This window comes from Kitasatospora sp. NPDC096077, assembly GCF_040303245.1.
GTDB lineage: Bacteria > Actinomycetota > Actinomycetes > Streptomycetales > Streptomycetaceae > Kitasatospora.
In genome coordinates, this window is the sequence record NZ_JBEOSV010000020.1 from 112,188 (window position 1) to 137,579 (window position 25,392).

Annotated in this window: 24 protein-coding genes; 15 read left to right on the forward strand and 9 right to left on the reverse strand. The window is 74.7% G+C overall.

Annotated elements, in window-relative coordinates; genetic code table 11:
* Positions 1-75 precede the first annotated feature (75 nt).
* Both ABTZ03_RS19400 and ABTZ03_RS19405 read right to left on the reverse strand, forming a co-directional pair.
* Entirely contained in the window at positions 76-1,728 is a 1,653-nt protein-coding gene (locus ABTZ03_RS19400; protein WP_350514228.1) for an ABC transporter permease, read from the reverse strand.
* Positions 1,725-2,651: an ABC transporter ATP-binding protein gene (locus ABTZ03_RS19405; RefSeq protein ID WP_350514229.1), complete on the reverse strand. Its 927-nt coding sequence runs from the start codon at positions 2,649-2,651 to the stop codon at positions 1,725-1,727. Before ABTZ03_RS19405 ends, ABTZ03_RS19400 begins: the two co-directional genes overlap by 4 nt.
* Before the next feature lie 240 nt (positions 2,652-2,891).
* Here ABTZ03_RS19405 and ABTZ03_RS19410 point away from each other — a divergent pair, with 240 nt between their 5' ends.
* The gene (locus ABTZ03_RS19410) at positions 2,892-3,344 is read left to right on the forward strand and encodes a GbsR/MarR family transcriptional regulator (protein ID WP_350514253.1); all 453 of its coding nucleotides are present in this window, start codon (positions 2,892-2,894) and stop codon (positions 3,342-3,344) included.
* Between the two features lie 88 nt (positions 3,345-3,432).
* On the opposite strand, the gene ABTZ03_RS19415 is transcribed toward ABTZ03_RS19410, so the two are convergent.
* Entirely contained in the window at positions 3,433-4,881 is a 1,449-nt protein-coding gene (locus tag ABTZ03_RS19415) for a lytic murein transglycosylase (RefSeq protein WP_350514230.1), read from the reverse strand.
* A 591-nt stretch (positions 4,882-5,472) separates the two neighbouring features.
* On the opposite strand from ABTZ03_RS19415, the gene ABTZ03_RS19420 reads away from it, so the two are divergent.
* Positions 5,473-5,859, forward strand: coding sequence for a hypothetical protein (locus ABTZ03_RS19420; RefSeq protein ID WP_350514231.1), 387 nt, complete (start codon positions 5,473-5,475; stop codon positions 5,857-5,859).
* 18 nt (positions 5,860-5,877) lie between these two features.
* Positions 5,878-6,243: a hypothetical protein gene (locus ABTZ03_RS19425; RefSeq protein ID WP_350514232.1), complete on the forward strand. Its 366-nt coding sequence runs from the start codon at positions 5,878-5,880 to the stop codon at positions 6,241-6,243.
* 12 nt (positions 6,244-6,255) lie between these two features.
* Here ABTZ03_RS19425 and ABTZ03_RS19430 read toward each other — a convergent pair whose 3' ends face one another.
* The 3 genes from ABTZ03_RS19430 to ABTZ03_RS19440 form a co-directional block, all read right to left on the reverse strand.
* A complete protein-coding gene (locus ABTZ03_RS19430) occupies positions 6,256-7,794 on the reverse strand; it encodes an alpha/beta hydrolase (RefSeq protein WP_350514233.1) in 1,539 nt (512 codons plus the stop codon).
* A 117-nt stretch (positions 7,795-7,911) separates the two neighbouring features.
* A complete protein-coding gene (locus ABTZ03_RS19435) occupies positions 7,912-8,550 on the reverse strand; it encodes an NAD(P)-dependent oxidoreductase (RefSeq protein WP_350514234.1) in 639 nt (212 codons plus the stop codon).
* 70 nt (positions 8,551-8,620) lie between these two features.
* Entirely contained in the window at positions 8,621-9,544 is a 924-nt protein-coding gene (locus tag ABTZ03_RS19440) for an EamA family transporter (RefSeq protein WP_350514235.1), read from the reverse strand.
* Positions 9,545-9,655: 111 nt separating this feature from the next.
* Between ABTZ03_RS19440 and ABTZ03_RS19445 the strand changes: the two genes are divergently transcribed.
* Both ABTZ03_RS19445 and ABTZ03_RS19450 read left to right on the forward strand, forming a co-directional pair.
* The gene (locus tag ABTZ03_RS19445) at positions 9,656-10,156 is read left to right on the forward strand and encodes a MarR family winged helix-turn-helix transcriptional regulator (RefSeq protein WP_350514236.1); all 501 of its coding nucleotides are present in this window, start codon (positions 9,656-9,658) and stop codon (positions 10,154-10,156) included.
* Between the two features lie 45 nt (positions 10,157-10,201).
* On the forward strand, positions 10,202-10,414 hold the full coding sequence (locus ABTZ03_RS19450; RefSeq protein WP_350514237.1) for a hypothetical protein: 213 nt from the start codon (positions 10,202-10,204) through the stop codon (positions 10,412-10,414).
* On the opposite strand, the gene ABTZ03_RS19455 is transcribed toward ABTZ03_RS19450, so the two are convergent.
* Positions 10,404-11,231 (reverse strand): methyltransferase domain-containing protein, encoded by an 828-nt coding sequence (locus ABTZ03_RS19455; protein WP_350514238.1) that lies wholly within the window; start codon positions 11,229-11,231, stop codon positions 10,404-10,406. The genes ABTZ03_RS19450 and ABTZ03_RS19455 overlap by 11 nt on opposite strands.
* 28 nt (positions 11,232-11,259) lie before the next feature.
* On the opposite strand from ABTZ03_RS19455, the gene pdxR reads away from it, so the two are divergent.
* Positions 11,260-12,837: a MocR-like pyridoxine biosynthesis transcription factor PdxR gene (pdxR, locus tag ABTZ03_RS19460; RefSeq protein ID WP_350514239.1), complete on the forward strand. Its 1,578-nt coding sequence runs from the start codon at positions 11,260-11,262 to the stop codon at positions 12,835-12,837.
* On the opposite strand, the gene ABTZ03_RS19465 is transcribed toward pdxR, so the two are convergent.
* Positions 12,782-13,462, reverse strand: a complete 681-nt coding sequence (locus ABTZ03_RS19465; protein ID WP_350514240.1) for a DUF4241 domain-containing protein — start codon at positions 13,460-13,462, stop codon at positions 12,782-12,784. The two genes, pdxR and ABTZ03_RS19465, sit on opposite strands and share 56 nt — an antisense overlap.
* 401 nt (positions 13,463-13,863) lie before the next feature.
* Here ABTZ03_RS19465 and ABTZ03_RS19470 point away from each other — a divergent pair, with 401 nt between their 5' ends.
* The 4 genes from ABTZ03_RS19470 (at position 13,864) to ABTZ03_RS19485 (ending at position 16,536) form a co-directional block, all read left to right on the forward strand.
* Complete coding sequence (locus tag ABTZ03_RS19470) at positions 13,864-14,940, forward strand: glycoside hydrolase family 3 N-terminal domain-containing protein (protein WP_350514241.1); 1,077 nt, start codon at positions 13,864-13,866, stop codon at positions 14,938-14,940.
* 302 nt (positions 14,941-15,242) lie between these two features.
* Entirely contained in the window at positions 15,243-15,698 is a 456-nt protein-coding gene (locus ABTZ03_RS19475; protein ID WP_350514242.1) for a hypothetical protein, read from the forward strand.
* Between the two features lie 262 nt (positions 15,699-15,960).
* Entirely contained in the window at positions 15,961-16,305 is a 345-nt protein-coding gene (locus ABTZ03_RS19480) for an ArsR/SmtB family transcription factor (protein ID WP_350514243.1), read from the forward strand.
* A gap of 54 nt (positions 16,306-16,359) precedes the next feature.
* Positions 16,360-16,536, forward strand: coding sequence for a DUF6126 family protein (locus ABTZ03_RS19485; protein WP_350514244.1), 177 nt, complete (start codon positions 16,360-16,362; stop codon positions 16,534-16,536).
* 21 nt (positions 16,537-16,557) lie between these two features.
* Here ABTZ03_RS19485 and ABTZ03_RS19490 read toward each other — a convergent pair whose 3' ends face one another.
* The gene (locus ABTZ03_RS19490) at positions 16,558-19,110 is read right to left on the reverse strand and encodes a cytochrome P450 (RefSeq protein ID WP_350514245.1); all 2,553 of its coding nucleotides are present in this window, start codon (positions 19,108-19,110) and stop codon (positions 16,558-16,560) included.
* A 358-nt stretch (positions 19,111-19,468) separates the two neighbouring features.
* Between ABTZ03_RS19490 and ABTZ03_RS19495 the strand changes: the two genes are divergently transcribed.
* The 5 genes from ABTZ03_RS19495 (at position 19,469) to galE (ending at position 25,301) form a co-directional block, all read left to right on the forward strand.
* Positions 19,469-20,233: a sigma 54 modulation/S30EA ribosomal C-terminal domain-containing protein gene (locus tag ABTZ03_RS19495; protein WP_350514246.1), complete on the forward strand. Its 765-nt coding sequence runs from the start codon at positions 19,469-19,471 to the stop codon at positions 20,231-20,233.
* A 108-nt stretch (positions 20,234-20,341) separates the two neighbouring features.
* The gene (locus ABTZ03_RS19500; protein ID WP_350514247.1) at positions 20,342-20,749 is read left to right on the forward strand and encodes a hypothetical protein; all 408 of its coding nucleotides are present in this window, start codon (positions 20,342-20,344) and stop codon (positions 20,747-20,749) included.
* 413 nt (positions 20,750-21,162) lie between these two features.
* Positions 21,163-23,367: an RICIN domain-containing protein gene (locus ABTZ03_RS19505; RefSeq protein ID WP_350514248.1), complete on the forward strand. Its 2,205-nt coding sequence runs from the start codon at positions 21,163-21,165 to the stop codon at positions 23,365-23,367.
* A 130-nt stretch (positions 23,368-23,497) separates the two neighbouring features.
* The gene (locus ABTZ03_RS19510) at positions 23,498-24,100 is read left to right on the forward strand and encodes a hypothetical protein (protein WP_350514249.1); all 603 of its coding nucleotides are present in this window, start codon (positions 23,498-23,500) and stop codon (positions 24,098-24,100) included.
* Positions 24,101-24,284: 184 nt separating this feature from the next.
* Positions 24,285-25,301, forward strand: coding sequence for a UDP-glucose 4-epimerase GalE (gene galE, locus ABTZ03_RS19515; protein ID WP_350514250.1), 1,017 nt, complete (start codon positions 24,285-24,287; stop codon positions 25,299-25,301).
* The last annotated feature ends 91 nt before the right edge of the window (positions 25,302-25,392 follow it).

The following is a 25,392-nucleotide window of genomic DNA, read 5'->3' on the forward strand; positions in this document are numbered from 1 at the left end:
TCGGTCCCCGACCGCGGCTACGTCAGACATCCGACCGGTGGATCCCTCAGTGCGCGGAGCACCGCCGGACAGCTCCTAGTCGACGTCCCGGCGCCGGAACCCGGCCAGGGCCAGGGCGATCAGCGCGGCCGCGACCAGGGTGAGCACCGCGAGCGGCGTCCAGTCCATCGGGGCCGCCGGCAGTCGGGGCACCTGGCCGAAGGGGGAGAGCCGGTCCAGGCCGGAGGGAAGCTTCAGCAGCGGCCCCAGGTACCCGAGCACGAACGCGTACGCGGGGACCAGCCAGGCCAGCGGCAGCGCCCGGGGCAGCCAGCCGTAGACGGCCGCGGCGAAACCGACCGTCACCCAGAGCGCGGGCGCGAAGGCCAGCGCCGCCCCGGTCAGCCGCAGGAACACGCCCGCGTCACCGGTGGACAGCGCCCCGGCCAGGCCGAAGCCCACACCGGCCGCCAGCATCACGGCGGTGGAGCCCAGCAGGGCCGCCGCCAGGTGCCCGCCCAGCCAGCCGGACCGGGACACCCCGGTGGCCAGCACCGGCGCGGCCCGACCGGCGCTCTCCTCGGCCTGCGGGCGCAGCGTCGCCAGCACCGCGTAGACGCCGCCGACCACCGCCACGACCAGCATGGTCAGCGCGGCGAAGGAGTCGGCGAGGGTGTGGCCGCCGAGCCGGGCCAGCGCCTCCTTGATCTGGTCGACGTCCTTGAGCATCGAGTCGGCGTCGCCCAGCAGCGAGCCGTACATCGCGCCGAGCAGCAGCAGGGCGACCGCGAAGCCGCCGAGCAGGCCGCGGTGCAGCCGCAGCGCCAGGCCGAGCGGGCTGCCCAGGGCCGGACCGCCGGTGGCCGGACCGGGGCGGGCGGCGCGCAGTCCGGCGCCGAAGTCGCGACGGGTGCTCAGCGCGAACCCGGCCGCGGCGGTCCCGGCGGCCAGCGCCAGGGTGGGCAGCAGCGGCCACCAGCGGTCGTCGACGAAGGGGTAGCTGCGCTGCAGCCAGCCGATCGGCGAGACCCAGGAGAGCCCGGACCCGGCCGCGTCCCCGGTGGCGCGCAGTACGTAGGCGGCGCCGAGCACGGCACCGGCCAGCCCGGAGGCCGTCCGGGTGTGCGCGGTGATCTGGACGGTGACGGCGGCCACCGCGCCGAACAGCAGCCCGCCGACGGCCGTCGCGGCGCCGTAGAGCAGCGCGCCGCCGGCGCCCAGGCCGGGGATGCGCAGGGCGGGCAGGCCGACGGTGAGCAGCAGGCCGAGCGCGAGGTCGGCGACCGCGGCGGCGCCCAGCGCGGCGGCGAGCTGGGCATGCCGGCCGACGGCGGCCGAGCGGACCAGTTCGGCCCGGCCGCTCTCCTCCTCGGCGCGGGTGTGCCGGGTGACGGTCAGCACGCTCATCAGCCCGGCCAGCACGACCAGCAGGCCGAGCAGCCGGTGGCCGAGCATCGCGCCCCAGGTGTAGTCGGCCAGGTAGTGCGCCGGGCCGGTCATGGCGAGCACGGCCGGACTGCCCGAGCCGCGTGCGATCGAGGCGCGGTCGGCGGCGGTCGGGTAGACGGTGTGGACGCTGTTGGCGGTGGCCAGGGTGAGCAGCGCGAGGCCGTACACCCAGACCGCCAGCCGGACCCGGTCGCGGCGCAGTGCGAAGCGCAGCAGGGCGGCGGTGCCGGCCAGGGAGGCCAGCCCGCCGGTGCGGCCCGGCGCGGCGGGCCGGGCGGTGGGTGCGGTGGTGGTGGTCATTTGACGGCCTCGGGATCCACGTGGTGCCCGTTGGCGGCCAGCTCGTCGCCGTAGTGGCGCAGCATCAGCTCCTCCAGCGTGGGCGGGTGGCTGACCAGGCTGCGCAGTCCGGCCTCGCTCAGCTTCCGCACCACGGCGTCGAGTCGGGCGCCGTCCACGGCGAAGCGGACCCGCAGGCCGTCGGTCCGCAGGCCGTGCACGCCGGTGAGCGCGTCCAGCCCGTCGACCGGGCGGTCGGTCTCCGCCTCGACGGTGGTGCGGGTGAGGTGGCGCAGCTCGCCGAGGGTGCCGCTCTGCACGACCCGGCCCTGCCGGATGATGCTGACCCGGTCGCCCAGTTTCTCCACCTCGTCCAGGATGTGGCTGGAGAGCAGGACGGTCCGGCCCTGTTCCTTGACCTGCCGGACCACGTCCTGGAACACCACCTCCATCAGCGGGTCCAGGCCGGAGGTCGGCTCGTCCAGCAGCAGGAGCTCGGCGTCGGAGGCGAGGGCGGCGACGATGGCGACCTTCTGCCGGTTGCCCTTGGAGTAGCTGCGGCCCTTCTTGGTCGGGTCGAGGTCGAAGCGCTCGATCAGCTCGTCGCGGCGGCGCCGGTCGAGCCGGCCGCGCAGTCGGGAGAGCAGGTCGATGGCCTGGCCGCCGGTGAGGTTGGGCCACAGTTCGACGTCCCCGGGGACGTAGGCGAGCCGGCGGTGCAGCTCGACGGCGTCCCGCCACGGGTCCTTGCCGAGCATCCGGGCGCTGCCGCCGTCCGCGCGCAGCAGACCGAGGAGGACCCTGAGGGTGGTGGACTTCCCGGCTCCGTTGGGGCCGAGGAAGCCGTGCACCTCGCCGGTCTCGACGGTGAGGTCGAGGCCGTCCAACGCGGTGGTCCGGCCGAAGGTCTTGCGCAGACCGGACAGGATGATGGCCTTGGTCATGCTTCTGAAGCTACCGTAGTTTCAGAAAAACGTGAAGATTGGGAAGGCGTTAAAGTTCGAGCGAGGGATGATCACCGGAAAGGGGCGAGGCCAGTGGTGAAGCAGACGCCGGAGAAGGCGCCGCGGAAGGCACCGCGGAAGGCGGCGAAGGGGGCGCCGGAGAAGCCCGCCGGGGAGTCCGCCGACGGGTCTGCCGACCGGGCGTCGGAGAAGGTGGCGTGGCACGGGCGCGAGCAGGCCATGTCGGACTTCGTCGAGCGGTTCGCGGCCGAGCTGGTGGTCGCGGGCATGGGCCGGATGCCGGCCCGGATCTTCTCCTGCCTGATGGCCGAGGAGAGCGGGGTGCTGACCTCCGCCGAGCTCTCGGAGCGGCTGCAGATCAGCCCGGCCGCCGTCTCCGGCGCGATGCGCTACCTGATCCAGGTCGGACTGGTCGCCAAGGAGCGCGAGCCCGGCTCGCGGCGGGACCGCTACCGGGTGCTCAACGACGTCTGGTTCGAGTCGCTGACCAGGCGCGACGAGATACTGCTGCGCTGGATCCGGGTGCTGAAGGAGGGCGAGACGGCCGTCGGCGTCGGCACGGTGGCGGCCGAACGGCTGGCGGAGAGCGCGGCCTTCTTCGAGTTCATGATCGACGAACTGCACGGGATGCTCGGCCGCTGGCGCGCGCACCGGGCGACGACGACGGGATAGCGGGGGCATCGCCCCGATGGAACGCGAACGGCGGTGGGACGGACCGAGGGTCCGTCCCACCGCCGTTCGCGGTGCTGTCCGGTGTCGGCTACTTCTTGACGGTCGCCGAGGGGGAGGGCGACAGCGAGGCGCTGGGCGTGCCGGCCGTGGCGGTCGTGGCCGTCGGACCGGCGGTGGGCGAGGGCGACCCGCTCGGGGTGGGCGTGGGGCAGGCGGGGTCCGTCGGGGTGGCGGACGGGCTGCCGCCGGGCGCGCCGGTCGGGGTGCCGGACGGCGTGGCCGTCGGGCTGGCGGAGGGCGAGGCGGTGCCGCCGGGCGTCGCGGTCGCCGTCGGGCTCGGGCAGGAGGTCGGGGTGCCGGACGGCGTGTCGGTGGGGGTGGCCGTCGGGGACGGGCTGCCCGTGGGCGTCGGGGTGGTGGACGGCTTGGCCGTCGGGCTCGCGGAGGGCGAGGGCGAACCGGAGGACGTCGGCGTCGGGGTGGGCGTCGGCGTGTCGGTCGGCTGCGCGGTCGGGGTCGGGGTCACCGCAGGCTCGGTCGGCTGGACGCTCGGCGTCGGACCGGTGCCCGTGCCGCCGTTGCCGCTCGGGGTGCCACCCGTGCCACCCGTGCTGCCCGTCGGGTTGGACGGCCGGAGGAAGGGCGAGGGCGAGGAGCCCGGCAGGGTCGGGACGCCGGGGCGGTCCGCGACGGTCGACACCTGGCCGCTGCCGTAGTGCGCCATCCAGTTGCGGACCGTGCGCAGGTACTCGGTGGAGTGGTTGTAGCTGAGGACGGCCTGGTCCAACTGGGACGGGACGGAGAGGTCCCGGCCGTCCGCGCACAGGTAGCGTCCGGCGGTCTCGGCCGCGTCGAAGATGTTGTTCGGGTCGGCGGAGCCCTTGCCGGTGGCGTCCACGCCCCAGGCGGCCCAGGTGGACGGGATGAACTGCATCGGGCCGACCGCGCGGTCCCAGCGCGAGTCGCCGTCGTAGCGGCCGCCGTCGGTGTCGGGGATCGCGGCGAAGCCCTGGCTGCCGTCCAGCACCGGGCCGAGGATCGGGGTGAGGGTCTTTCCGGAGGCGTCCACCTGGCCGCCGTTGGCCTGGCCGGACTCCACCTGGCCGATCGCCGCCAGCAGTTGCCAGGGCAGGTGGCAGCCCGGCGAGCGCTGGGCGAGCCTGGTCTCGGCCTGGCGGTAGGCGGCGAAGACGGTGGTGGGCAGCGAGGCGCCGGTGGCGGCGAAGGGGCCCGCCGGGGGCAGACCGGGCTGGGCGCCGGGCGGTTGGGGCAGTGGGACGGTGCCGCCGCCGTCGGCCGGGGTGCCGGGGATGCCGGTCGAGGCGTCGCCGAGCGGGGCGGAGGAGGAACCGGCGGCCTGCGCGGCGGCGTCCTGGGCCGGTCCGGCGTCGGCGGCCGCGACCTGGGCGAGCCCGAGGCCCGGCACCTGGGAGCCGGTCAGCGCGGCCAGCGCGGCGAGCGCCGCCGCCGTCCCCGTGACCCGCTTGCCTATTCGGACCTTCCGTCCGCCGTTGGCACTGCCGAACTTCGCCGCCATCTGCTGCCCCTCCCCGTCGCCGTCCGGACCATCCCCGAACGGTTGAGCCTTCGTCATCGTGCCCGCCCGCTCGCGGGCCCTTTCGGACCCCGGGGGTGGCCGCCACCGTCACGATTAGTATCACGACGATCTGACAGGGACAGGGTGGACGGGAGGCGGCCCGGAGCCCCCCGAGGGGTGAACGCGGCACCTCAGCGGGGGTGTCGACGGCCGGGGCGGCGTCCGGAGCGTCACCCCGGGGCCCGCTCAGGATTTCCTGAGAATCCCCATCCCCCCTACTGCGTCCGGGAGTTGGCCGGGAGTCCAACACCGGGCGTCGGGGCGCCCCGGCGGCCGGACGGGCGGTTCGAAGCGCAGGGGTGGTGCGTGGGCGGTGCTTCGGGCTCCCCGGCGGCGCCTCCCGTCCCACGCTGCTGACCTGCCCGGATGTCCGCCGCCGGGTCGGGCCTTCCCTAGCAGGACGGGCGGTGCGGCGCCAGGGGGCGTCGCCAACTCGGCCCTGGACGGATGACGTTCAGGTGAAAGTGAGCATGCCAGGAAAGCCGGTCCGGCATGCTGTGCCGCGTGACCATGTGGATGGAGGCCCCTACCGTGAGCGCCAACCTGCCGGAGACCGTCGCCGAGGGGGCGGTGGTCCTGCCGGCTCCCCCTCGGGTGGTGGACGACCTGGCCCGTGACCTGACCCAGGCCGCCGCCGCCGTCCGGGCGGTGTCGCGCAGCGGCCGCACCACCGGCGGGGACGTCGCGGTCGCCGCCTACACCGCCGTGGTGTGCACCGGGCGTTCGGCCGCCCGCGCGCTGGAGGAGGCGGCCGCCTGGTGCCGGCAGGCTCCGGAGGCCGAGGTGCACTCGCTCGCCTGGGCACGGGTGCCGGGGCACCGGGACGACCTCTTCGAGTACCGCGTCACCATGGCCGTCAGCTTCCCCGACGACGAGACCGGGGAGCACCTCGGAGACACCCATCACTCCTGCCGCTGAGGCCGTATCATCGCCCGCATGGGTGATCGGGACACGAACCAGACGGTCGGCGGGATTTCGGACGGCGCTTCCGACGAGGTGGGTGCTCCCGACGGGGTGGGTGTTCCCGACGGGGTGACGGGCAGCGCCGGTTCGGCCTCCGGCGGGGCCGACGACAGCCCCCGCGAACTGTCGCGGGCCGCCGCCGTCGGCGCCACCGTGCTGGCGATCGTCTGCGGTTCCGTGGTGGTGCTGGCGGTGTTCCACTGGCTCGGCTGGGGCGTGCCGGGCGTCGGCTGGCTGGTCGCCAAGGCCGGGATCAAGCTGGCCGTGGGCGGATTCGCCGGTCTGGCCGTCGCCGCCGCCTGGCTGCGTACCAAGTTCGGCGCGCGGCCCCGGGATTGACCGGTCGGTGGCTCAACCGGCCTGGGGTGTCGGGCAGGTGAGGTCGTGCCCGGGCACCCGGCCGTCCAGCAGATAGCGTTCGACGGTGCCCGTGACGCAGGGGTCGGAGCCCGGGTACTGGCCGTGGTTGCCGTTTCCGGTGACCGTCACCAGCCTGGATCCGCGCAACGCCCGGTGGGCGCCGAGCGCCGCCTCGTAGTACGTGGCAGGGTCGTGCAGCGAGTTGAGCATCAGCACCGGCGGCAGGTGGGCGCCGGTGACCTTCACCTCGGGCGCCGGGGCCGTCGGCCAGGCCGCGCAGACCGAGCTGAAGGCGAGCGTGCGGGCGCCGATCAGCGGGTAGCGGGCGGTGTTCTCCGCTCCGCGCCGGACCCAGGTGTCCATGGACCTGGTCCACGGGGTGTCGCCGCATGTCACCGCGAAGTACTCGGCGAGGAAGTCCGGGGTGAGGTACTGGCCGAACACCTGGCGGGCCGTCTGCCTGGCCGTCGGGTCGGCTCCCTGCCAGTCGTCCAGGGTGGTCAGCGCGCCGGCCAGGACGGGGAAGGCCTTCTCGCTGTAGATCGCGTTGATCGTGCCGTTGTCCAGCTGGTTCGGGCCGAGCGTCAGCGACCCGTCGGTGATGGGGTGGTCGTGCAGCTCGGTGCGCCGCTGCTCCCAGCGTGCCTCGACCTGCTCGGGGGTCGAGCCCCAGTGGTAGGTGGAGTCCCGGGCGGCCATCCAGGGCAGGAAGTCCTGCTCGAAGCGGCGCTGGAAGCTCATCGGCTGGCCCAGCTCGTACTGCTCCCAGGTGCCCTCGAAGCCGATGTTGCTGTCCAGCACCATCCGCTCGACCCGGTGCGGGAAGAGCGTGCCGTAGTAGGCGCCGATCATGGTGGCGTAGGAGGCGCCGTAGTAGCTGATCCGCTTCTCGCCGAGCAGCGAGCGGTAGAGGTCCATGTCGTGGACGGTCTGCTCGGTGGTCAGGTAGGGCAGCAGGTCTCCGCTGTGCTCCACGCAACCGGCCACCAGCTTGCGGGAGTTGGCGATGGTGCGGTCGATCGCTGCGGGGGACCGGTCGCGGTAGTCGCCGGCCAGGAACTCCTGGAACTCCGCCGGGCTCTGGCACTGGACCCGGGTGCTGCGGCCGACGCCGCGCTGGTCGAAGCTGGCGATGTCGTAGGCGGCGGCCACCGCGGGGGCGCCCTGGACGAGGTCCAGCGGGCGCAGCAGGCCCTGGGCGCCCGGGCCACCGGCCGTCTCCATCAGGGTGCCCCTGCGGTGCGCCGGGTCGGTGGCGCGGTGCCGGGAGACGGCGATGGAGAGGTCCGCCCCGGCGTCGGGGTGGTGCCAGTCGCGCGGGACCGTCATGGTGGCGCAGTCGAGCGCCGGCCGGTCCGTGCAGGGCTGCCAGTCGAGCGCCTGGCGGGCGTAGCGGGCGGGTACGCGTTCGGCGTCGCCGGGGTTGCGGCCGGAGTCGGCGTTCGCCGTGGCGGGCAGGGCGAGGCCGGCGAGGACCGCGGTGGCGAGGACGGCGGCCGCGCGACGGGCGCGGGATGCGGTGGTGTTCACGGGAACGATCCTGTCCGACCCGGCATCTGACGCACGATGACGCTGGACACCGTCTTCGGGGTGGTGCTGGCTACACCCCAGGTGGGAGGTAGCCGGCACCACGGGTGCCGTCAGGCGTCAGTAGGCGGCGGTGAAGCGGGCGCGCCGGTGGACGGGCCGCTCGGCCTCGTCGAGCAGGGCGACGGCGAGGTCCTCCATCGAGATCGCCGAGTTGCCGTCGGCGTCGACCAGCAGTTCGTCGAGGCCGAGCCGGAAGCGGCCGGTGCGCACCCCGGGTTCGAGCAGGGCGGCCGGGCTGAGGTACGTCCAGTCGACCTGCTCGTCCGCGCGGTAGAGGTCCAGCTGTTCGCCGCAGGCCAGGGCGATCGGCCGGATCGCGTCCGGGAAGCCGGGCGACTCCACCAGGACCGTGCCGGCGGTGCCCGGGACGGTCAGGCTGCCCGCGCCGCCGACCGCCAGCAGACGCACGCCGCTGCCGGCCAGACCGGCCAGCAGGCCCCGGGTGGTGGCGGCCAGTTCGTGCTCGCTGCCGGGCACCGGGCGGGTGGCGGTGATCGCCAGGTCCTGCCCGGTGGTGATCCGGGCGACGTCCTCCGGCTTGCCGGCGTCGCCGACGGCGAGGGTGACGGTGGACGGCAGGTCGTGCGGCTTGGCGGGGTCGCGGACGACGGCGGTGACCTGGTGGCCGCGGGCGAGCGCCTCGGCGACGACCCTTCGGCCGACGTTGCCGGTGGCGCCGAAGACGGTGATGCGCATGAACGTTTCTCCTTGGGTTTCTTGCTCTTCCGAACGGAACTGCGGTGGGGGCCGTGGGGGCGGTCCGGGGTCAGGCGGTCTCGCGCACCTGGCCCGGGGTGGCGGGGGAGGCCTCGGGAGCGGGCGCCGCCGGGGCCGGCCCGGGTCGTCGGATCTGGGCGACGACCAGCGAGCCGAGCACCACCACCGCGCCGAGCGCCTGCAGCGGGCTGAGGTCCTGTCCGAGCGCCAGCCAGCCGACCAGGGTGGCGACCACCGGGCTGAGCAGGGAGAGGAAGGACAGCGAGGTCGGCGGCAGGGCGCGCAGCCCGCGGAACCAGATGGCGTAGGTGAGGGCCGCGCCGATCAGGCAGAGGTAGGCGTAGCCGAGGACGTTGTCGACGGTGTAGTGGGTGGGCGGCGCGCCCTCGCTCAGCAGGGTGACCGGCACCAGCAGCAGTCCGCCGGCGGTGAGCTGCCAGCCGGTGGTGGCGAGCAGCGGCGCGGGGGAGGCCCAGCGCTTGGAGAGCACCACGCCGAAGGCCATCACCACGGCCCCGCCGAGCGCCGCGGCCACCCCGATCGCGTCCAGCCGGGCGTCGGCGCGCAGCACCAGCAGGCTGACGCCCGCGACGCCGGCGACGCCGGACAGCACGGTGCGCAGGGTGAGCCGGTCGCCGAGCAGTGCGGCCGAGAGGCCGGCGGTGACCAGTGGCTGGACGGCGCCGACGGTGGCCGCGATCCCGCCGGGCAGGCGGTAGGCGGCGATGAACAGCAGGGCCTGGAAGGCGCCGATGTTGAGCGCGCCGAGGACGAGCGCGCGCCACCACCAACTGCCCTTGGGCAGGGTGCGGGTGAGGGCGATCAGCAGCAGTCCGGCGGGCAGGCAGCGGATGACGGCGGCGAGGAGCGGACGGTGGGGCGGGAGCAGTTCGGTGGTGACGGCGTAGGTCGTCCCCCAGACGGCGGGGGCGGCGGCCGTCAGCAGCACGACGGCGAGACGATTGCTTAGCACTAAGGCAATGTATCTCAGCGCTAAGGCAATATTCAGCGGATTCCGGCGGTGACGTGGCTCACAGTTACCTCACTGCTAAGGAATTCAGCGGGTGTCGCCTACCCTGAACCCGTGGCAGATCATCTCGACCGCGTCGTCGCGCAATGGGGCGCCGAGCGCCCCGACCTGGACGTCTCCCCGATGGAGGTGTTCGGGCGACTCAAGCGCCTGTACCGCCTGGTGGACGCCGAACTCAACCGCACCTTCGCCGAGCACGGCCTGGACGCCCCCTCCTTCGACGTCCTGGCCACCCTCAAACGCAGCGGCCCGCCCTACCGCCTCACCCCCACCGGCCTGATGCAGTCCGCCATGGTCACCTCCGGCGCGATCACCCAGCGCCTGGACCGCCTGGAGGCCCGCGGCCTGGTCACCCGCACCCGCAGCGACCAGGACCGCCGCAGCCGCGACGTCGAGCTCACCCCCGAGGGCCACGCCCTGATCGACCGCGCCCTGCCCGACCACGTCGCCGGCGAGCGCCGCATGCTGGCCGGACTCGACGAGCCTCGGAAGGCCGCCCTGGTCGACGGCCTGCGTGCCCTGCTCGCCGACCTCGGCGACGACAGCACCAGCTGAATAACCGTTCGACGGCCATGGCCGCCCTCCCCTTGGATGGCGGCCATGGACGACCCGATCTGGCACGAGCTCCCCGCCGAAACCCGGCGCCTGGTGGACGAACACCTCACCGCCAGGCGCCATGTGCACGCGATCAAGGCGATCCGCGACGCCTCCCCGGAGGCGCCGCCCGGCATCCGCGCCTGCACGGACGTGATCGCGGACCGGATGACGGAACTCGGGCTGTTGCCCGACGGCCCGAGCCGGGTCAGGGGTTGACGGCCACCGCCTTGAAGAAGGTGTAGTGGAACGTCCCGCCCGGCCCGGCCGAGCGGCGCAGTTCGGCGACGCCGCGGTCGAACTCGGCCGCGGTGGTCAGCCCGGCGGCCAGGGCGTCCGCCCGGACGGCCTCGACCATCGCGACGAAGGTCCGCCGGGTGAAGCCCTCCACCAGGGCCGGGCGGTCGCCGTCGGCGTAGACCGTGCGGGGGCGGACCGTCACCTCCGTGAAGCCGGCCCCGGTCAGCAGCGGGTGGAGCCGGCGGCCCACCAGGGCGTCGCCGCCCGCGTCGGCCTGGAGCCGGACCAGGTGGTCCACCGTGCGGCGGGCCGCCGGGGTCTCCGGGTGGAAGAGGGCGGAGCCGTGGTCGCCCTCGATCACGGTGATCGTGCCGCCCGGCCGCAGCACCCGGCGCAGGGCGGCCAACCCGGCGGCCGGGTCGGGCAGGTGCTCCAGCACGAAGCACAGGAAGACGTGGTCGAACGCGCCGTCCGGGAACGGCAGTCGGTGCAGGTCGCCGTGGTGCCAGGCGACCCGGGCGGTCGGGGCCAGGGCGGCGATCCGGGCCCGGGCCTGGGCCAGCGACTCCGCCGAGACGTCCGCCGCGGTCAGCAGCACGCCCGGGTTGGCGGCCAGCAGGTGGGCGGTCTGCGCGCCCACCCCGCAGCCGGCCTCCAGGACCCGGCTGCCGGGCGGGTAGGCGGTGCCCGCGTGGAGCAGCTCGGCGAGGGTGTCGGCCTGGTCGCCGAGGCGGCGGGCCTCGGCGTCCGAGTAGCCGTGGACGTAGGGGGCGCTGGGGCCGGTCGTGGTGGTCATGGCCCAACCCTCGCGCCAGTATGGACCGGTGAACAGGTCCAAAGACGCGGCGGCCGAGAGGTCCAAAGAGACCGGTGCCGACTTCCTCCAGCTCGACACCGCCGAGGCCCCGCCCGGCGGCCTCACCGACTGGCTGACCGGCCGGCTGCGCGAGGCCGTCGCGGACGGGCGCCTGCCGGCCGGTAGTCGACTGCCCGCCAGCCGGGTGCTGGCGGCCGAACTCGGCGTCTCCCGGGGCGTGGTGACCGATGCCTACGGCCGGCTCGCCGAAGCGGGACAGCTCGCCGGGCGGGGCCGGGGCGGCACGGTCGTGGTCGCCCTCGCGGCCACCGCGGCGCCCGCCCCGGCGACGCCCGCCGTGTCGGCGGCCGTCCCATTGGCGGCCGACCCACCGGCCCGTCCGGCGCCCGTGCTGTTCCGGGCCGACCCCGACCCCGAGGTCTTCGACCACCTGCGCGGCACCCCCGCCCGGATCGACCTCACCCCCGGCGTGCCCGACCTCGCCGCCTTCCCCCGCGCCGCCTGGCTGCGCGCCGAACGCGCCGTCCTGGACGGCCTCGCCGGTGCCGACCTCGGCTACGGCGACGTCCGCGGCGCCCCCGCCCTGCGGCAGGCCGTCGCCCACTGGCTCGCCCGCAACCGGGGCGTCCGCGCCGATCCGGACGAGGTGCTGGTGGTCGCCGGGACGGCCCAGGCACTCGCCCTGCTCGGCCGCGCCCTCGGGCGGGTGGGGATCACCGAGGTCGCGGTCGAGGACCCGGGCTCGCTCGGCGCCCGCCAGCACCTCGCCCACTGGCTCGCCGCCACCCCGCCCGTCCCGGTCGACGGCGAGGGCATCCGGGTCGACGCGCTGCGCGCCACCGGCGCCCCCGCCGTGCTGCTCACCCCCGCCCACCAGTACCCGACCGGGGTCGTCCTCGGCGGCGAGCGGCGGCGCGAACTGCTGCGCTGGGCGGCGGACGGCGGCCTGGTCGTCGAGGACGACTACGACGCCGAACACCGCTACGACCGCGCGCCCGTCCCCGCCCTGCGGGCCGAACTGCCGGACCGGGTCTGCTACGCGGGCAGCATCTCCAAGCTGCTCGCCCCCGCGCTGCGCACCGGCTGGCTGCTGGTGCCCGCGCCGCTGCGCGCGGCCGTACTGGACGCCAAGCGCTTCGCCGACCTCGGCAACCCGGTGCTGCCCCAGCTGGTGTTGGCCCGGCTGATGGAATCCGGTGAACTCGACCGTCACCTCAGGCTGTTGCGCCGCAGCCATCGGCGTCGCCGGGACGCCATGATAGCCGCCATCCGCAGCCACCTGCCCACCGCCACCGTGCACGGCGCGGCCGCGGGGCTGCACCTGATGCTCACCCTTCCCGAGGAACTCGGCTGCAGTGACACCGAGTTGGCCACGGCCGCGCTCGCCCGCGGGGTCAAGGTCCAGCCGCTGTCCTGGCACGCCCGCCTGCCGTACCCGCCGGGACTGGTGCTCGGCTATGCGGCGGTCCCGCCGGGCGCGATCACCGAAGGCGTCGCGGTGCTGGGGGAGTTGGTGCGGCGGGCGGGGTTCAGTCCTCCTCGTCGGAGCGGCGCCCCGGCTGGGGGACGACGAAGAACTCGGTGACCAGGCCGACCGGTCGGCCGTCCGCGTCGTAGCCCGCCCAGGTCGGGTAGCGGCCGTCGCCCCAGCCGGTGGTGAAGGCCACCAGGCCCGCGCCGGAGTCGGGATCGAGGAGCAGCACCGGGCCGAGGCCGGCCGGATCCCGGTCGAGGGCGTCCTGCAGCAGGTCCTCGTCCTCCTCCAGCAGGGCGGACAGCGCTTCGGTGGCCGCGGCGTCGAAGAAGCAGCCGGTGCCGGTGTCGACGCCGTAGCCGAAGAAGTCGGTGTCCCCGAGCGCGGCCACGGCGTCCGGGTCGCCGTCCGCCGACAGCGCCCACCGGGCGGCGGGCTCGGTGCGGAAGCGCAGCCGGGCCGCCGCCACCCGGCGGTCCGGGCGGGCGTCCGGGGCACCGGGCCGGGTGAGCTCCACGACCGAGAGCGTCACCGGGTAGCGGCCGGGCGGTGCGGTCTCGTCGAAGGGCGTCTCCGAGTCCTCCAGCGAGACGAGCGGGTCGCAGGCGGAGACCGTGCCGCTGGGCAGCGGCAGCTCGGCCGTCGGCAGCGCGACCACGGTGGCGAGCCGGTCGCCGGACGGGTAGGTGCTGCCGAGGGTGAACAGGCGGTCGACGTCCGGAGCGGGCAGGGGCATCGGGGATCGGGCCTCTCGTACGGGTGAACGAAGTGCCCGGAGGTTATCGGCCGGCTCCGACACCCGGCCGTCGGCCCCTCCCGGCTCCTGGGCGTCCGCTGCGGGCCCGGCCCGCCGACCGGCGCGCACCGGTCGATCGAGGGTGCGAGCCCCGGCCCGGGTCAGCCGAACGGAGCAGTCGCGCGGGATTTCCGCGGGGCTGCCGGATGCCGCCATCCTGGGTACGCTGACGGACCGTAGCCGTTGCTCACCCTGGAGGACCGATGGCTCCGATACGGCGTGTCGCCCAGTTGGGTTCGGTGCTGCTGGTACTGGCGGGCGTGCTGGGACCGGTCCCCGCCGGGTCGGTGCCGCGTGGCACGGAACCGCCCGGCGGGCCCACCGGCGGGAGGACTGCAGCGATGGCGGCGAAGACAGCGAAGACGGCGACGGCGACGCCGGCGACGGGGGCGAAGCGGGCGGCCGACGGGTCGGAGGACTCGCGGCAGCTCGCCGGGCGCCGCATCGTGCTCTCCTACCCGGGGCCGACCCCGGCGCCCGGGGTGCTGCAGGCGATCCGGGAGGGCCGGGCCGCCGGGGTGATCCTGTTCGGCGAGAACGTCACCAGTCCGGAGCAACTCGCGACTGCGGTCGCCCAGTTGAAGCAGGCGGCGGCCGAGGCGCCGGATCCGCGCCCGCTGCTGCTGATGACCGACCAGGAGGGCGGCAAGGTCCGCAGGCTGCCCGGCGCGCCCGAACTCTCCGCCCGTCGCACCGGGTCGGCGCCCAGCCCGCTCGCCGCCGCCCTGGACTCCGGTACCGCCGCCGCCGGGACGCTCACCGGCGCGGGCCTGAACGTCAACCTCGCCCCGGTGCTCGACGTGTACGACACCCCGGGCAACTTCATCGACCGCTTCGAGCGCTCGTACGGCCAGGATCCCACTCGGGTGGGCGAGTTGGGCAGCGCCTTCGTCGCGGGCCAGCAGAGCCAGGGGGTGGCGGCCACCGCCAAGCACTTCCCCGGTCTCGGCTCCGCCGCGCGCGACGAGAACACCGATGCCCGGCCCGTGACCCTCCCCGTGCCGCTGGGCGAGCTGCGGACCCGGGGCGAGGCCCCCTACCGGGCCGCCATCGCCGCGGGCGTACGCCTGGTGATGGCCTCCTGGGCGGTCTACCCGGCCCTGGACCCCGACCGCCCGGCCGGGTTCTCGCCCACCGTGATCCAGGGCGAACTGCGCGAGCGCCTCGGCTTCGACGGCGTCACCGTCACCGACGCCCTGGAGGCCGAGGCCCTCACTCCGTACGGTCCGACCGGTGTCCGGGCGGTCGCCGCCGCGGCGGCCGGGATGGACCTCATCCTCTGCTCGGCCCGCGATCCCCGGCAGGGCGAGGACGCCACCGCCGCGCTGGCGGCCGCGCTCGACTCCGGGGGGCTCGACCGTTCCGCCTTCGTGGAGTCCGTCGACCGGGTGGACGCGCTGCGGGAGAGCCTGGGCTGACCGGTCGGCCCGGCCGTCCGCGCGCCGCGGGCGGCCGAGGGCGGGGCGGGGGCGGTGGTTCACCCATGGTTCAGCGGGGTGACGCCTCGGCGGGTGCGGCGGTTCGCCCCTTCGGGCGGGAACGCGCCATCGTAGGTCTGCTTTCAGTCGAGGCGATACATCGAAGGGAATAGTCGGCTCTGGCGATGGAATCGCATGGCAGAGTATTCGTCATGGCACGTATGAAATGTCATATGTGCCATGACACACTAATCGATTCCTGTCCCACGAGTTCATTCCTCACACCCTCCGAAGGAGGAGCCATGAACCGCATCACCCGGATCGCGGCGGGCGCGGCCGGTGCCGTCGCCCTGCTCTCCGCCCCCGTCCCGGCGCTCGCCGCCGGGCAGGAGTCCGGCACGGTGACCACCTGCGGGTGGTCCGGCCTCCAGGCCGGGCTATCCACCCGGGTCTGCGCCGACGTCACCGGTGACGGCGTCGTGCTGTACGGCCAGATCGGCCTGGCCGGCCCGCCGTCGCCGGGGACGCCGTGGCCGCCGGCGCCCCAGGAGCTGATCACCCGGCTGTCGGCCGACGTGGTCGGCGTCGGCCCGCTCGGCGCGGTGTCCGGGCGGACCGTCTTCAAGGTCAGCACCGTCCGGGTGGACGGGATCAGCACCACGGCGCCGTGCGGGTCGGTCGTGCACGCCTCCTTCGCGGTGGAGGGGAGCTTCCGTGGACCGGTCCCGGTCACCCTGGATGTGCCTGTAAGCTGCTGACGGCTCGTCATCCAGACTGCCGAGCCCGGGAGTTGGCAGCGTCCCGGGCTCGGCCCTCGGCTGTCCCGATCCGGTCGCCGGTGCGGTGACCGGCGTGGCCGCCGATCCGGTCCCGGACGCGCTCCCCGATGTGGGTGTGGTCACCTTTCACTGTGACGACTTGAAGAAATCTTCATCTGTCGCGATGATGCCTACCGGCCGCGGCGTGGACCCCCGCCCGGCCGGACGACCACCGAGCCGGATCCGAGGGAGGCGACGGACGATGCCGGTCCCGCTCTACCAGGCGAAGGCGGAGTTCTTCCGCACCCTCGGCCACCCGGTCCGGATCCGGGTCCTGGAACTGCTCCAGGACGGCCCCCGGCCGGTGCGCGAGCTGCTGGCGGAGATCGAGGTCGAACCGTCCAACCTCTCCCAGCAGCTCGCGGTGCTGCGCCGCACCCAGCTGGTCACGGCCACCCGCGAGGGCAACACCGTGGTGTACGCGCTCAGCACCCCGGACGTCGCCGACCTGCTGCGCGCGGCGCGTCGGATCCTGACCGAGCTGATCACCGACCAGGGCGCGCTGCTCACCGAGCTGCGTGCCGCCGGCGGCCGGTCGCCCCGCTGAGGCTGCGGCCCGCAGCTCGCAGCCCGCAGCGTCAGATCCGAGGAGAGCACCAGCATGAGCGACACCGCCGACACCACCGCCGGCGCCGACCGTCCGGTGAAGGGCGACGGCACGAGCGAGGAGAAGAGCCGCCGCAAGGCGATGCTGATCCGGGCGGGCATCTACATCTTCGCCACGCACCTGTTCGCGGGCTTCGTCCTGCTGCTGTTCGCGCTCGGCGACCGCAAGTAGCACGGGGACGGGCTCTGCGTCCTACCGCCGCCCGCCCGGCACCTGGTAGCGGTTGCTGGTGCTGGTCCAGGCCTGGACGCCGGTGACCAGTTCCCGGGTGCCGTCCAGGTACCAGCGTCCCGCCGGGTGCCGGCGGCCCAGGTCGCGGCGCAGTTCCTCGTTCTCCCGGCGCAGGTGGGCGACCCGGGCGCGGACCGCGCCGACGGCCCGGCTGCGGGTGCAGCCGCGGGCCCGTTGCAGGGTGAGGACGGTGTTGAAGGCGGCCGCGCTCTGCCGTTCCTCCCGCTCCAGCGAGTAGAGGTCGTTGATCAGCGTGGCGGCGTCGGCGGTGTTGGCGCGCAGGCGGTGCAGTGCGGGCTCCGCGTGCAGGGCGGCGGGGGCGTCGGCGCCGTGGACCCGTTCCAGTATGTTCATGAACGGGTAGAGACAACTGCCGTGGCGGCGCAGCCGCATGGTCTCCGCGAGGCCCAGGCCCAGGGCGGGGACGGTGCCGCGGGCGCGGTGCTCGGCCTCGGCGGGGAAGGTGGCCAGGCAGGCCCGCCACTCGTGGGCGGCCCGGGCGCGCCAGGCGGGGGAGGCGGATTCGCTCTGGCGGTCCCAGAGTTCCCGCCAGGCGGTGAGGAGCCGGCCCTCCGGGGCGGTCGGGCGGGGCCCGTCCGCGAGGGTGGAGATCAGCGGGTCGACCAGCGCGTGCGCCTCCGTGGGCCGGCGTCCGGGCGGGCCGTCGAAGTGGTCGTCCAGGACGGTGAACCAGCCCAGCATGTCCACCAGCAGGTCCAGTTCGGCGCCCCGGACGCGCGGGAAGGCGTGGCCGATCAGCTCGTGCAGGGCGTAGGCCCGGTAGCCGGGCAGCTCGGTGGGGGCGAGCAGGCCGTGGTGGACCGCCCAGTCGGCGTGCCGGTCGGCGGCGGCGCGCAGTTCGGCGGGCGGGCGCGGCTGCGGGGGTGCTACGGCGGTGCCGGTGCCGGTGCCGGGGCGGGCGGTGGCGGGGGTGTTGGCGGGGCGGGCGGTGGCAGGGGTGTCGGCGGTACCGGTGAACGGGCAACCGGTCGGGCGCGCCCGGACCGTCGGGAACGCTCCGGCCGGCTCGGCCGCCCGTTCCGGCGTGCCCGTCCGCACCGCCGAGGTGGCGGCGGCCTCGGTGCGGGGCGCCAGCCGTACCCGCAGCCCGTGGGCCTGGACCGTCGTCCACACCACCTCCCGGGCCCGGGCCCCCGGCACCGCCACCGGCCGCCAGCGGCGCAGGATCGCGGCCGCCGCGACGGTGAGTTCGGCCCAGGCGAAGGCCTCGCCGATGCACTTGTGCTTGCCCGCCCCGAACGGCAGGAAGGACGGCCGGCCGAGCCCGCCGCCGTCCTGCCAGCGCTCGGGCCGGAAGCTCAGCGGCTCCTGGTAGCGCACCGGGTCGCGGTGCAGCGCGGTGAGGCTGTACAGCAGCTCGGTGCCGGCCGGGATCCGGTACGGGCCGAGGTCCACCGGCACCTGGGCGGTGCGCATCAGGAAGGCGTTGGGCGCGTGCAGCCGCACCACTTCCTGGGTGACGCTGCGGGTGTAGCCGAGCCGGCCGAGCGCCTCCGGGGTGGGGACGGTGCCGGCGGGCAGGTGCTCGTCCAGTTCGGCGAGCACGCGGGCCTCCACCTCGGGGTGGCGCAGGAGTTCGTCCAGCAGCCAGGTGAGGGTGGTGGAGACGGTCTCGGTGCCCGCGCCGAACATGGTGATCGCCTCGGAGCGGACGTCGGCCTCGGTGAGCGGACGGCCGGTGGCCGGGTCGGTGGCGGCCCGCAGCAGGTCGGGCAGGGTGCCGCCGGGCCGGTCCGTCAGGGCCGTCCGGTCCGTCCCGGGGCGGCCGTTGACGGCCTGGTCGACCACCCGGTTGAGCACCCGGACGGCGGCGTCGAAGCGCCGGTTGACGGGCAGCGGCAGCCGGGCCAGGGCCGGGTGGGGGTAGAGGGACTGGACGATCTGCCCCTTCACCAGGTCCGGCAGGGCCCGGTGGAAGGCGAGGGTGGCGTCCTCGCTGAGGCGGGCGCCGAACAGCGAGCGGGTGACGATCTCCAGGGCCAGGTGGTTCATCTCCTTCGCCACGTCGAGGACTTGGCCGGGTCGCCAGCGGCCGGCCCGCTCCTCGGTGACCTGGTGCATCACCGCCAGGTACCCGGCCATCCGGTCCGGTCCGAAGGCGGGCTGGATGATCCGGCGGCGGTCGCGGTGCGCCTGGCCCTCGGACATCAACAGGCCGTCGCCGAAGGCGGTCTTCAGGGTGTCCTGGACGGCGCCGCGCGGGCAGTCGCGGGCGAGGGCGACGAGCAGGGTGTGGACGAGCCGGGCGTCGGTCACCACGCAGACGGTGCGCGGCCCGAGCCGGATCCGGACCACGCCGCCGTGTCGGGACAGTGAGCCGAGGAAACCGAGCGGGTCGCGCAGCAGGGCGGCGGCGTGGCCGAGGCCGGGTACCGCGCCGGGGGCGAGCGGGGGGACGGCCGCGCGGGTGGTGGGTGCGGGGGGTGGCGCGGTTCTCGGGGGGACGATCCGTTTCCGTGTCTCTGCCAGCAGGGTGTGGGTCGGCAGGGGCATGACACTTCCTCTCACCAGAGGGGCCGGTGCGGGCGGTACCGGGGGAAGGCACCGGCGGGCCGGCCGGGAGGCGGGGGCCGGCGAGCGCGGACCCCGCGTGCGCCAGGGGCAGAGGGCGCACGCCATGGGAAACGCGCCGGTCCGGCGGGCGTTGCGCCGAACGCGCCCGGATCACTCCAACGGCCGATCACCGCGGAGCCCGCCGGACCGCTCCGCGGCACCGGCCCGCAGGGGCGGTCTGACCTGCGCGGACGGCCCCGCGTCGGGCCTCCGGGCGAGGCCCTGGCGGCAGGGTCTTTGGACCCTCGCCGCACGGCCGTGCGAGGGCCAGCATGGTGCCCGGAGAAGGAGGAACCTGATGACCCGTCTGCGCCACCGGCCCGCCCTCGACGTCCGGGTGGAGATCCGCGGTGAGCTGCCGCGCGAGGACGCCGAGTACGCCCGGGCCCGGGCGCAGGACACCGCCGCGGAACTGCTCCCGGACGCCCACGGCCTGCGGCTGCGGCTCACCCGCGTGCGCGACCGCGCCGTCACCCGGCCCGTGCTGGCCCAGGCGGACGTACGGCTGGACGACCTGGGCCCGGTCCGGGTGCAGCTGGCCACCGGCACCGCCCGGGAGGCCGTCGACCTGGTGCTCGGCACGCTCGCGGGCCGGGCGGTACGGCTGCGCGAGCAGGGCGACATCGGGCTCGCCGCCGTCCACGAGAGCGCCTACCGCCCGCAGTACGCCGACCGACCGCTGGCCCTGCGCAGGATCGCCCGGCACAAGGCGGTGGTGCTCGCCCGCCGCACGCCCGGGCAGGCGGCCCGCGAACTGCTGGCGCTGGACCGGTGCTTCCACCTGTTCCTGGACGCCGGGACCGGACGCGACGGCCTGGTGCACCGCTGCCCGCTGACCGGTGCGGTGAGGCTGTGGTCCGCCGACGGTGCCGCGGTGCCCGCGCTCGACCTCGCCGAGGCGGCCCGCCGGCTCTGGCTCACCGGGCGACCGTTCGTCTGCCACACCGACCCCGGGGATGGCCGGGTCCGGGTGCTCTACCGCCGCTACGACGGCCACTACGGCCTGATAACGCCGGTAGCGGACGGCGGTTGCGGGGCAGGAATCCCCTCGGCACGGGACTGATCCGCAAGAGGCGGCGGGCCCCGCCGTTCGGGCTCCACTGTTCGGGCTCCACCGTTCGGGCTCCACCAACTCCAGACTCCACCAACTCCACGACAGGGGAACGGGACCATGGACTGCGACGACGAGGTCATGCTGACCGTCCGGATCACCGCCACCGAGCGGGCGCTGCTGCGGGACCTCGCGCGCGGGCACGGCGGGGACGTCTCCGGGGTCGCGGTCGACGGGCTGCTGGAGGTCATCCCGGCGCTGCACGACGACGCCTCGGTGCTGCCGCTGCTGCGGGTGCTGGCCCGACCCGCGCCCTGCGCCGTCACCCTCTGGCTGCCCGCCCCGGTCGCGGACCTGCTGCCGCTCCTGGGCGAGCGGCTGATGCGCACCGGCGGTCCGTCGACGGGCCCGGCCAGTGCCGCGCTCTCCGCCGCGCTGCGGCTGTGGCTCGGCGGGGAGCGTACGGTGCTCGCCGCCGGGCTGGCCCGGTTGCACGGCGGTCGGGGCGGGCTCGCGGTCGCCGCGTGAGGCTCTGCGGGACGAACATGATGAGTCGTCAAATCTACTGCTGAGTAGGCAAGTTCGGATCGTACGCCACCCTCGGCGATAGGCTTTTCACGGCCCGGCGCGGGGTCTAGCATTCGTCACGGCCGTGGGAGCCGCAGTTCCCGGGCTCCGGTCGGGTGGCCGCCACCACCTCATGCCGGGGAGCGTGCAACCCCCCGAGTGCGCTCCCCGGCACCTTCCTGTCTGCGCCCGTGCCCGCGCGCCTCGTGTCTCGTGTGCTGCGTCTCGTGTCCCGTGTCTCGTGTCTCGAACGGGTTCGGGAATTTCGCAAGAGGTTTCTGTTATTCCCCGCCGCCCCACCTGCTCTCCCTTGTGTCGGAAGGTCCGAGCCCCGTACCACCGGGCCCGGACCGTCGCACGAGGAGAGGAACGCGATGGGACACCGGAGCAGTGAGCTCCGTCGGCGCAGGCGCCGCAGGCTCACCCGCAGGAGTGCCCTGGTCGCCGTGGCGGTGGCGGCCGGGCTGGTCGCGGGCACGCTGGGCCTGCGCACCGCGCTGGAGCCGGGGACGGCGCACCGCACCGTCACGGCGGCGGACGCGCCGGTCGACGCGGTCGCGGACGACGGTGGGTCGGGGGAGACCGGCACCGCCGAGGGTGCCACCAGGGCGCCCGCCCCGAAGCGGGACGAGAAGGTCGCCCCGCCCAAGGAGATACCCAAGGACCAGCCCGAACGCGGTCTGGTCTACGCCGGGTTGAAGCTGCCGACCGGCGACCGCTGCGGCAACATGCTGGAGGTCGCCGGCAGCGGCCAGTGCAGCCACGGTCCGGACGCGCCGCCCAAGGACGTGGACATCCACAAGGACGTCGCGCCGGTGGCCGCCCCGGCCGCCCAGGTGCCCGCGCTCACCCCGCCGGCCGGCGCTCAACCACCGGCCGCAGCCGACCTGTTGAAGGGCGGCGTGCCCGTTCTGGACGCGGCCCGGCAGGCGCTGCTCGGCGATGCCGGCACCGCCGGTGCCCCGCAGGACGCCGCCGTCCCGGCCGCCGGCGGGGGCCTGGTCTGCGAGGGCGACGGCAGCAGCGGCAACCGCGTCCAGGTGGTGTACGTGCACACCCCGGGCAATGACCGGTTCGCCCAGTACCTGTCCTCGTTCAAGAAGTGGGCCGCCGACGTCGACGTCATCTACAACGCCAGCGCCGCCGAGACCGGCGGGGTGCGGCACGTCCGCTTCGTCACCGAACCCGACTGCACCGCCTCGGTGTTGAACGTGCAGATCTCCGACGCCGAGATCCAGGACTTCGACGCGAGCAACCGCGCGCTGGCGGCACAGGGGTTCGACCGCAAGGACCGCAAGTACATGATGTTCACCGACGCCAAGGTGTACTGCGGCATCGGCACCTTCGCCGGGGACGAGCGGTCCGGCCAGGACAACCTGAGCAACTTCGGCCCCTCGTACGGCCGGACCGACTCCGGCTGCTGGGGCGGGCACACCGCCGCGCACGAACTCGGCCACAACCTGGGGGCGGTGAACAACAGCGCGCCCAACTCCAGCAAGGGCGGGCACTGCACGGACACCTGGGACCTGATGTGCTACTCGGACGCCCCCTACTATCCCGCGATGCGGGTGGTCTGCCCGGATCGCGCCCATGACGACCGCCTGGACTGCAGCCACGACGACTACTACAACACGGCGCCCAAGCCCGGCAGTTACCTGGCCACGCACTGGAACGTCGCGAACAACCGCTTCCTCATCGCGGGCGGCGGCAGCGGCAGCGGGACCGGCGGCGGCACCGGTCCGAGCCCCACGCCCACCCCGACCCCGAGCACCGGTCCGACGGCTACGGGCACGCCCACCCGCTCGCCCTCGCCGTTCCCGACGCCCACCGGTGGCCCCACCGCCACGCCGACCCGGTCCCCGTCGCCGACCGCGACCCCGACCACGGGCGGCACCGGCCCGACCGTGACGGTCGGTCAGATCACCCAGAACTCGGTGGTGCTGAGCTGGCCGCCCGTCCCGGCCGCCACCGGCTACGACGTCCTGCTGAACGGCCGGACCATCGGCACCGTCCGCTCGGCCGTGGTCGGCGTCGTCCGGCTGGACCCCGGCAGCGGCTACACCGTGGCCGTCGCCGTCCACGACGCCGCCGGAACGGTCGGCAAGCCCGGCCGGGCGGTGAGCTTCCACACCCTCGCCGACGCCGGCCGCCCGCAGTCCGGCACCCGCTACACGATGGTCAACGGCCTCACCGGCCAGGCCGCGGACCTGTGGGGCAGCTCGATGAACGACGGCACGGTGGCGGTCGGCTACCAGCGCACCGGCTACGCCAACCAGAAGTGGCTCTTCGAGGATACCGGCAACGGCGCCGTGCGGATCAAGTCCGTGCGCTCCGGCAAGTGCCTCCAGCTCGGCGGCACTCCGGTCGCCGGACAGTACGCGGCCCAGCAGCCGTGCTCCGACGCCGCCACCCAGAAGTGGCAACTCGCCGCCGAGGACGGCGGGTTCACCATTTCGGCGGACGGTTCCGGCCTGGTGCTCGGGCTCAGTGACCGTTGGTACTACGGTGGTTGGCTGCTGGAACTCCAGCAGCCGAACGGCCGGCCGGATCAGAGCTGGTCGTTGCTGAAGGCCTCGTAGACCCGAAGTCCTCCACCGCGCAAGCCCGTTCCATCCGCACGACGGGTGCGGCCGCCACCACCCGACGGCGGCCGCACCCCGCGCCGTAGCCCCCTCACCCTCACCCCCCACCGCCCGAGGACCGCCCCTCATGCGAATCCGCATCCGCCCGCTGCTCTCCTCCCTCGCCCTCGCCGCCCTGACCGTCCTGCCCGCCGCCGTGCCCGCCGCCGCCCACGGCGACACCGTCCACCTGGACGTCGCAGGCCAGCAGAACGGCCGGGTCAGCACCGTCGCGACCTGGGAGAACGACCACGACCCGGTCACCGAGGACTTCGCCGGCACGCTCTCCGCGACCGCCGCCGACGGCCGCACCGTCGGCCCCTGGCGGCTGGTCGCGGTGCCGGGCCGCCCGGGGACGTACACCACCCGGGAGCTGCTGCCCGCCGGGCACTGGAAGATCGCCGTCGACTGCGCCTTCCCCTCGCTGGGCCACGGCGAGCGCGAACTCGACGTCGAGGCGGCGGCGATCAGCGACCCGTCGCCCTTGGACGCGGTGGCGGCCTCCACCACCAACACCCCCGCCCCGCCCGCCGTGCCCGGTCCGTCCGTGGTCGCCGCCGCGGCCACCTCCGCCGCGCCCGTCCACGAGACCACCGACGACGTCACCACCTGGGCCGCCATCGCCACCGCCACCGCCGCCGTCCTGCTGGTCGCCACCGGCTTCTGGCTCCGTGGCCGCGCCCGCCGCTGACGGCCCGTCCCGATGCCCGATCGCCGCCCGCCCGCCGCACCGGCGAACACCCGTGCGGTGCGGCGGTGCCGGCCGGTCCGTGATCCAGGCCGCACGGCAGGTCGGGAACCGGAGGCGCACGAAGTACGTCAGACCGGTCACCGGGCGTCACGGGACGTCCGGCCGATCGCAAGGGAGCAACCGCATGAGGAAGGTCCTGATCACCGGCGGCGCCGGCTTCATCGGCAGCACGGTGGCCTCGGCCCTGCTCGACCGGGGCATCACCCCGGTCGTCCTGGACGATCTGTCCAAGGGCCGTGCCGAGTTCGTGGCGAACCGCGTCTTCTACGGCGGCGACATCGCCGACGCCGCCCTGCTGGAGCGGATCTTCACCGAGCACCCGGACATCGACGCCACCGTGCACTGCGCGGCCAGGATCGTCGTCCCGGAGTCGGTGGCCAAGCCGCTGTTCTACTACCGGGAGAACGTCGCGAAGACCGTCGAGCTGCTGGACGCCCTGCAGCGCCACGGTTGCACCCGGGTGGTGTTCAGCAGCTCCGCCTCGATCTACGCGCCCACCCCGGACGGTCGGGTCGACGAGGCCTCCGCGGTAGAGGCCAACAGCCCGTACGCGCGTACCAAGCTGATGATGGAGCAGGTGCTCCAGGACTGGACCCGGGGTGAGGGCGCCGAGCAGCAGCGGGTCATCTCCCTGCGGTACTTCAATCCGATCGGCGCGGACTCCCGGATGCGCACCGGACTGCAGAACCTCAACCCCAGCCACGCCCTCGGCAAGCTGATCGAAGCGCACACCTACGGCACCCCGTTCACCGTCACCGGCGTCGACTGGGAGACCAGGGACGGCTCCGGCATCCGCGACTACATCCACGTCCAGGACCTCGCCGAGGCGCACGTCGCGGCGCTGCTCCGGTTCGACGAGGTGATCGCCCCCGACGCCGCCGACCGCTACCGGCCGATCAACGTCGGCACGGGCGAGGGCACCACCGTCCGCGAACTGGTCGCCGCCTTCGAACAGGCCGTCGGCACCAAGCTGGACGTCCGCGAGGCCGGGCCGCGCCCGGGCGATGTGATCGGCTGCTACGCGGCCGTGGACACCGCCCGCGACCTGCTCGACTGGACGCCGCAGCGCACCCTCGCCGAGGGCGTCGCGGACGCCCTCGCCTGGCGCACCAAGTGGGCCGCCCAACTGGCCGCGAACTAGGCCCTGTCCGGCCGATCTTGCCGGGCGCGCGACGCCGGGCATCCCGCCTGGACGCACGCCCGAATCGTCCAAGTACGTCCAGTACGAGGCC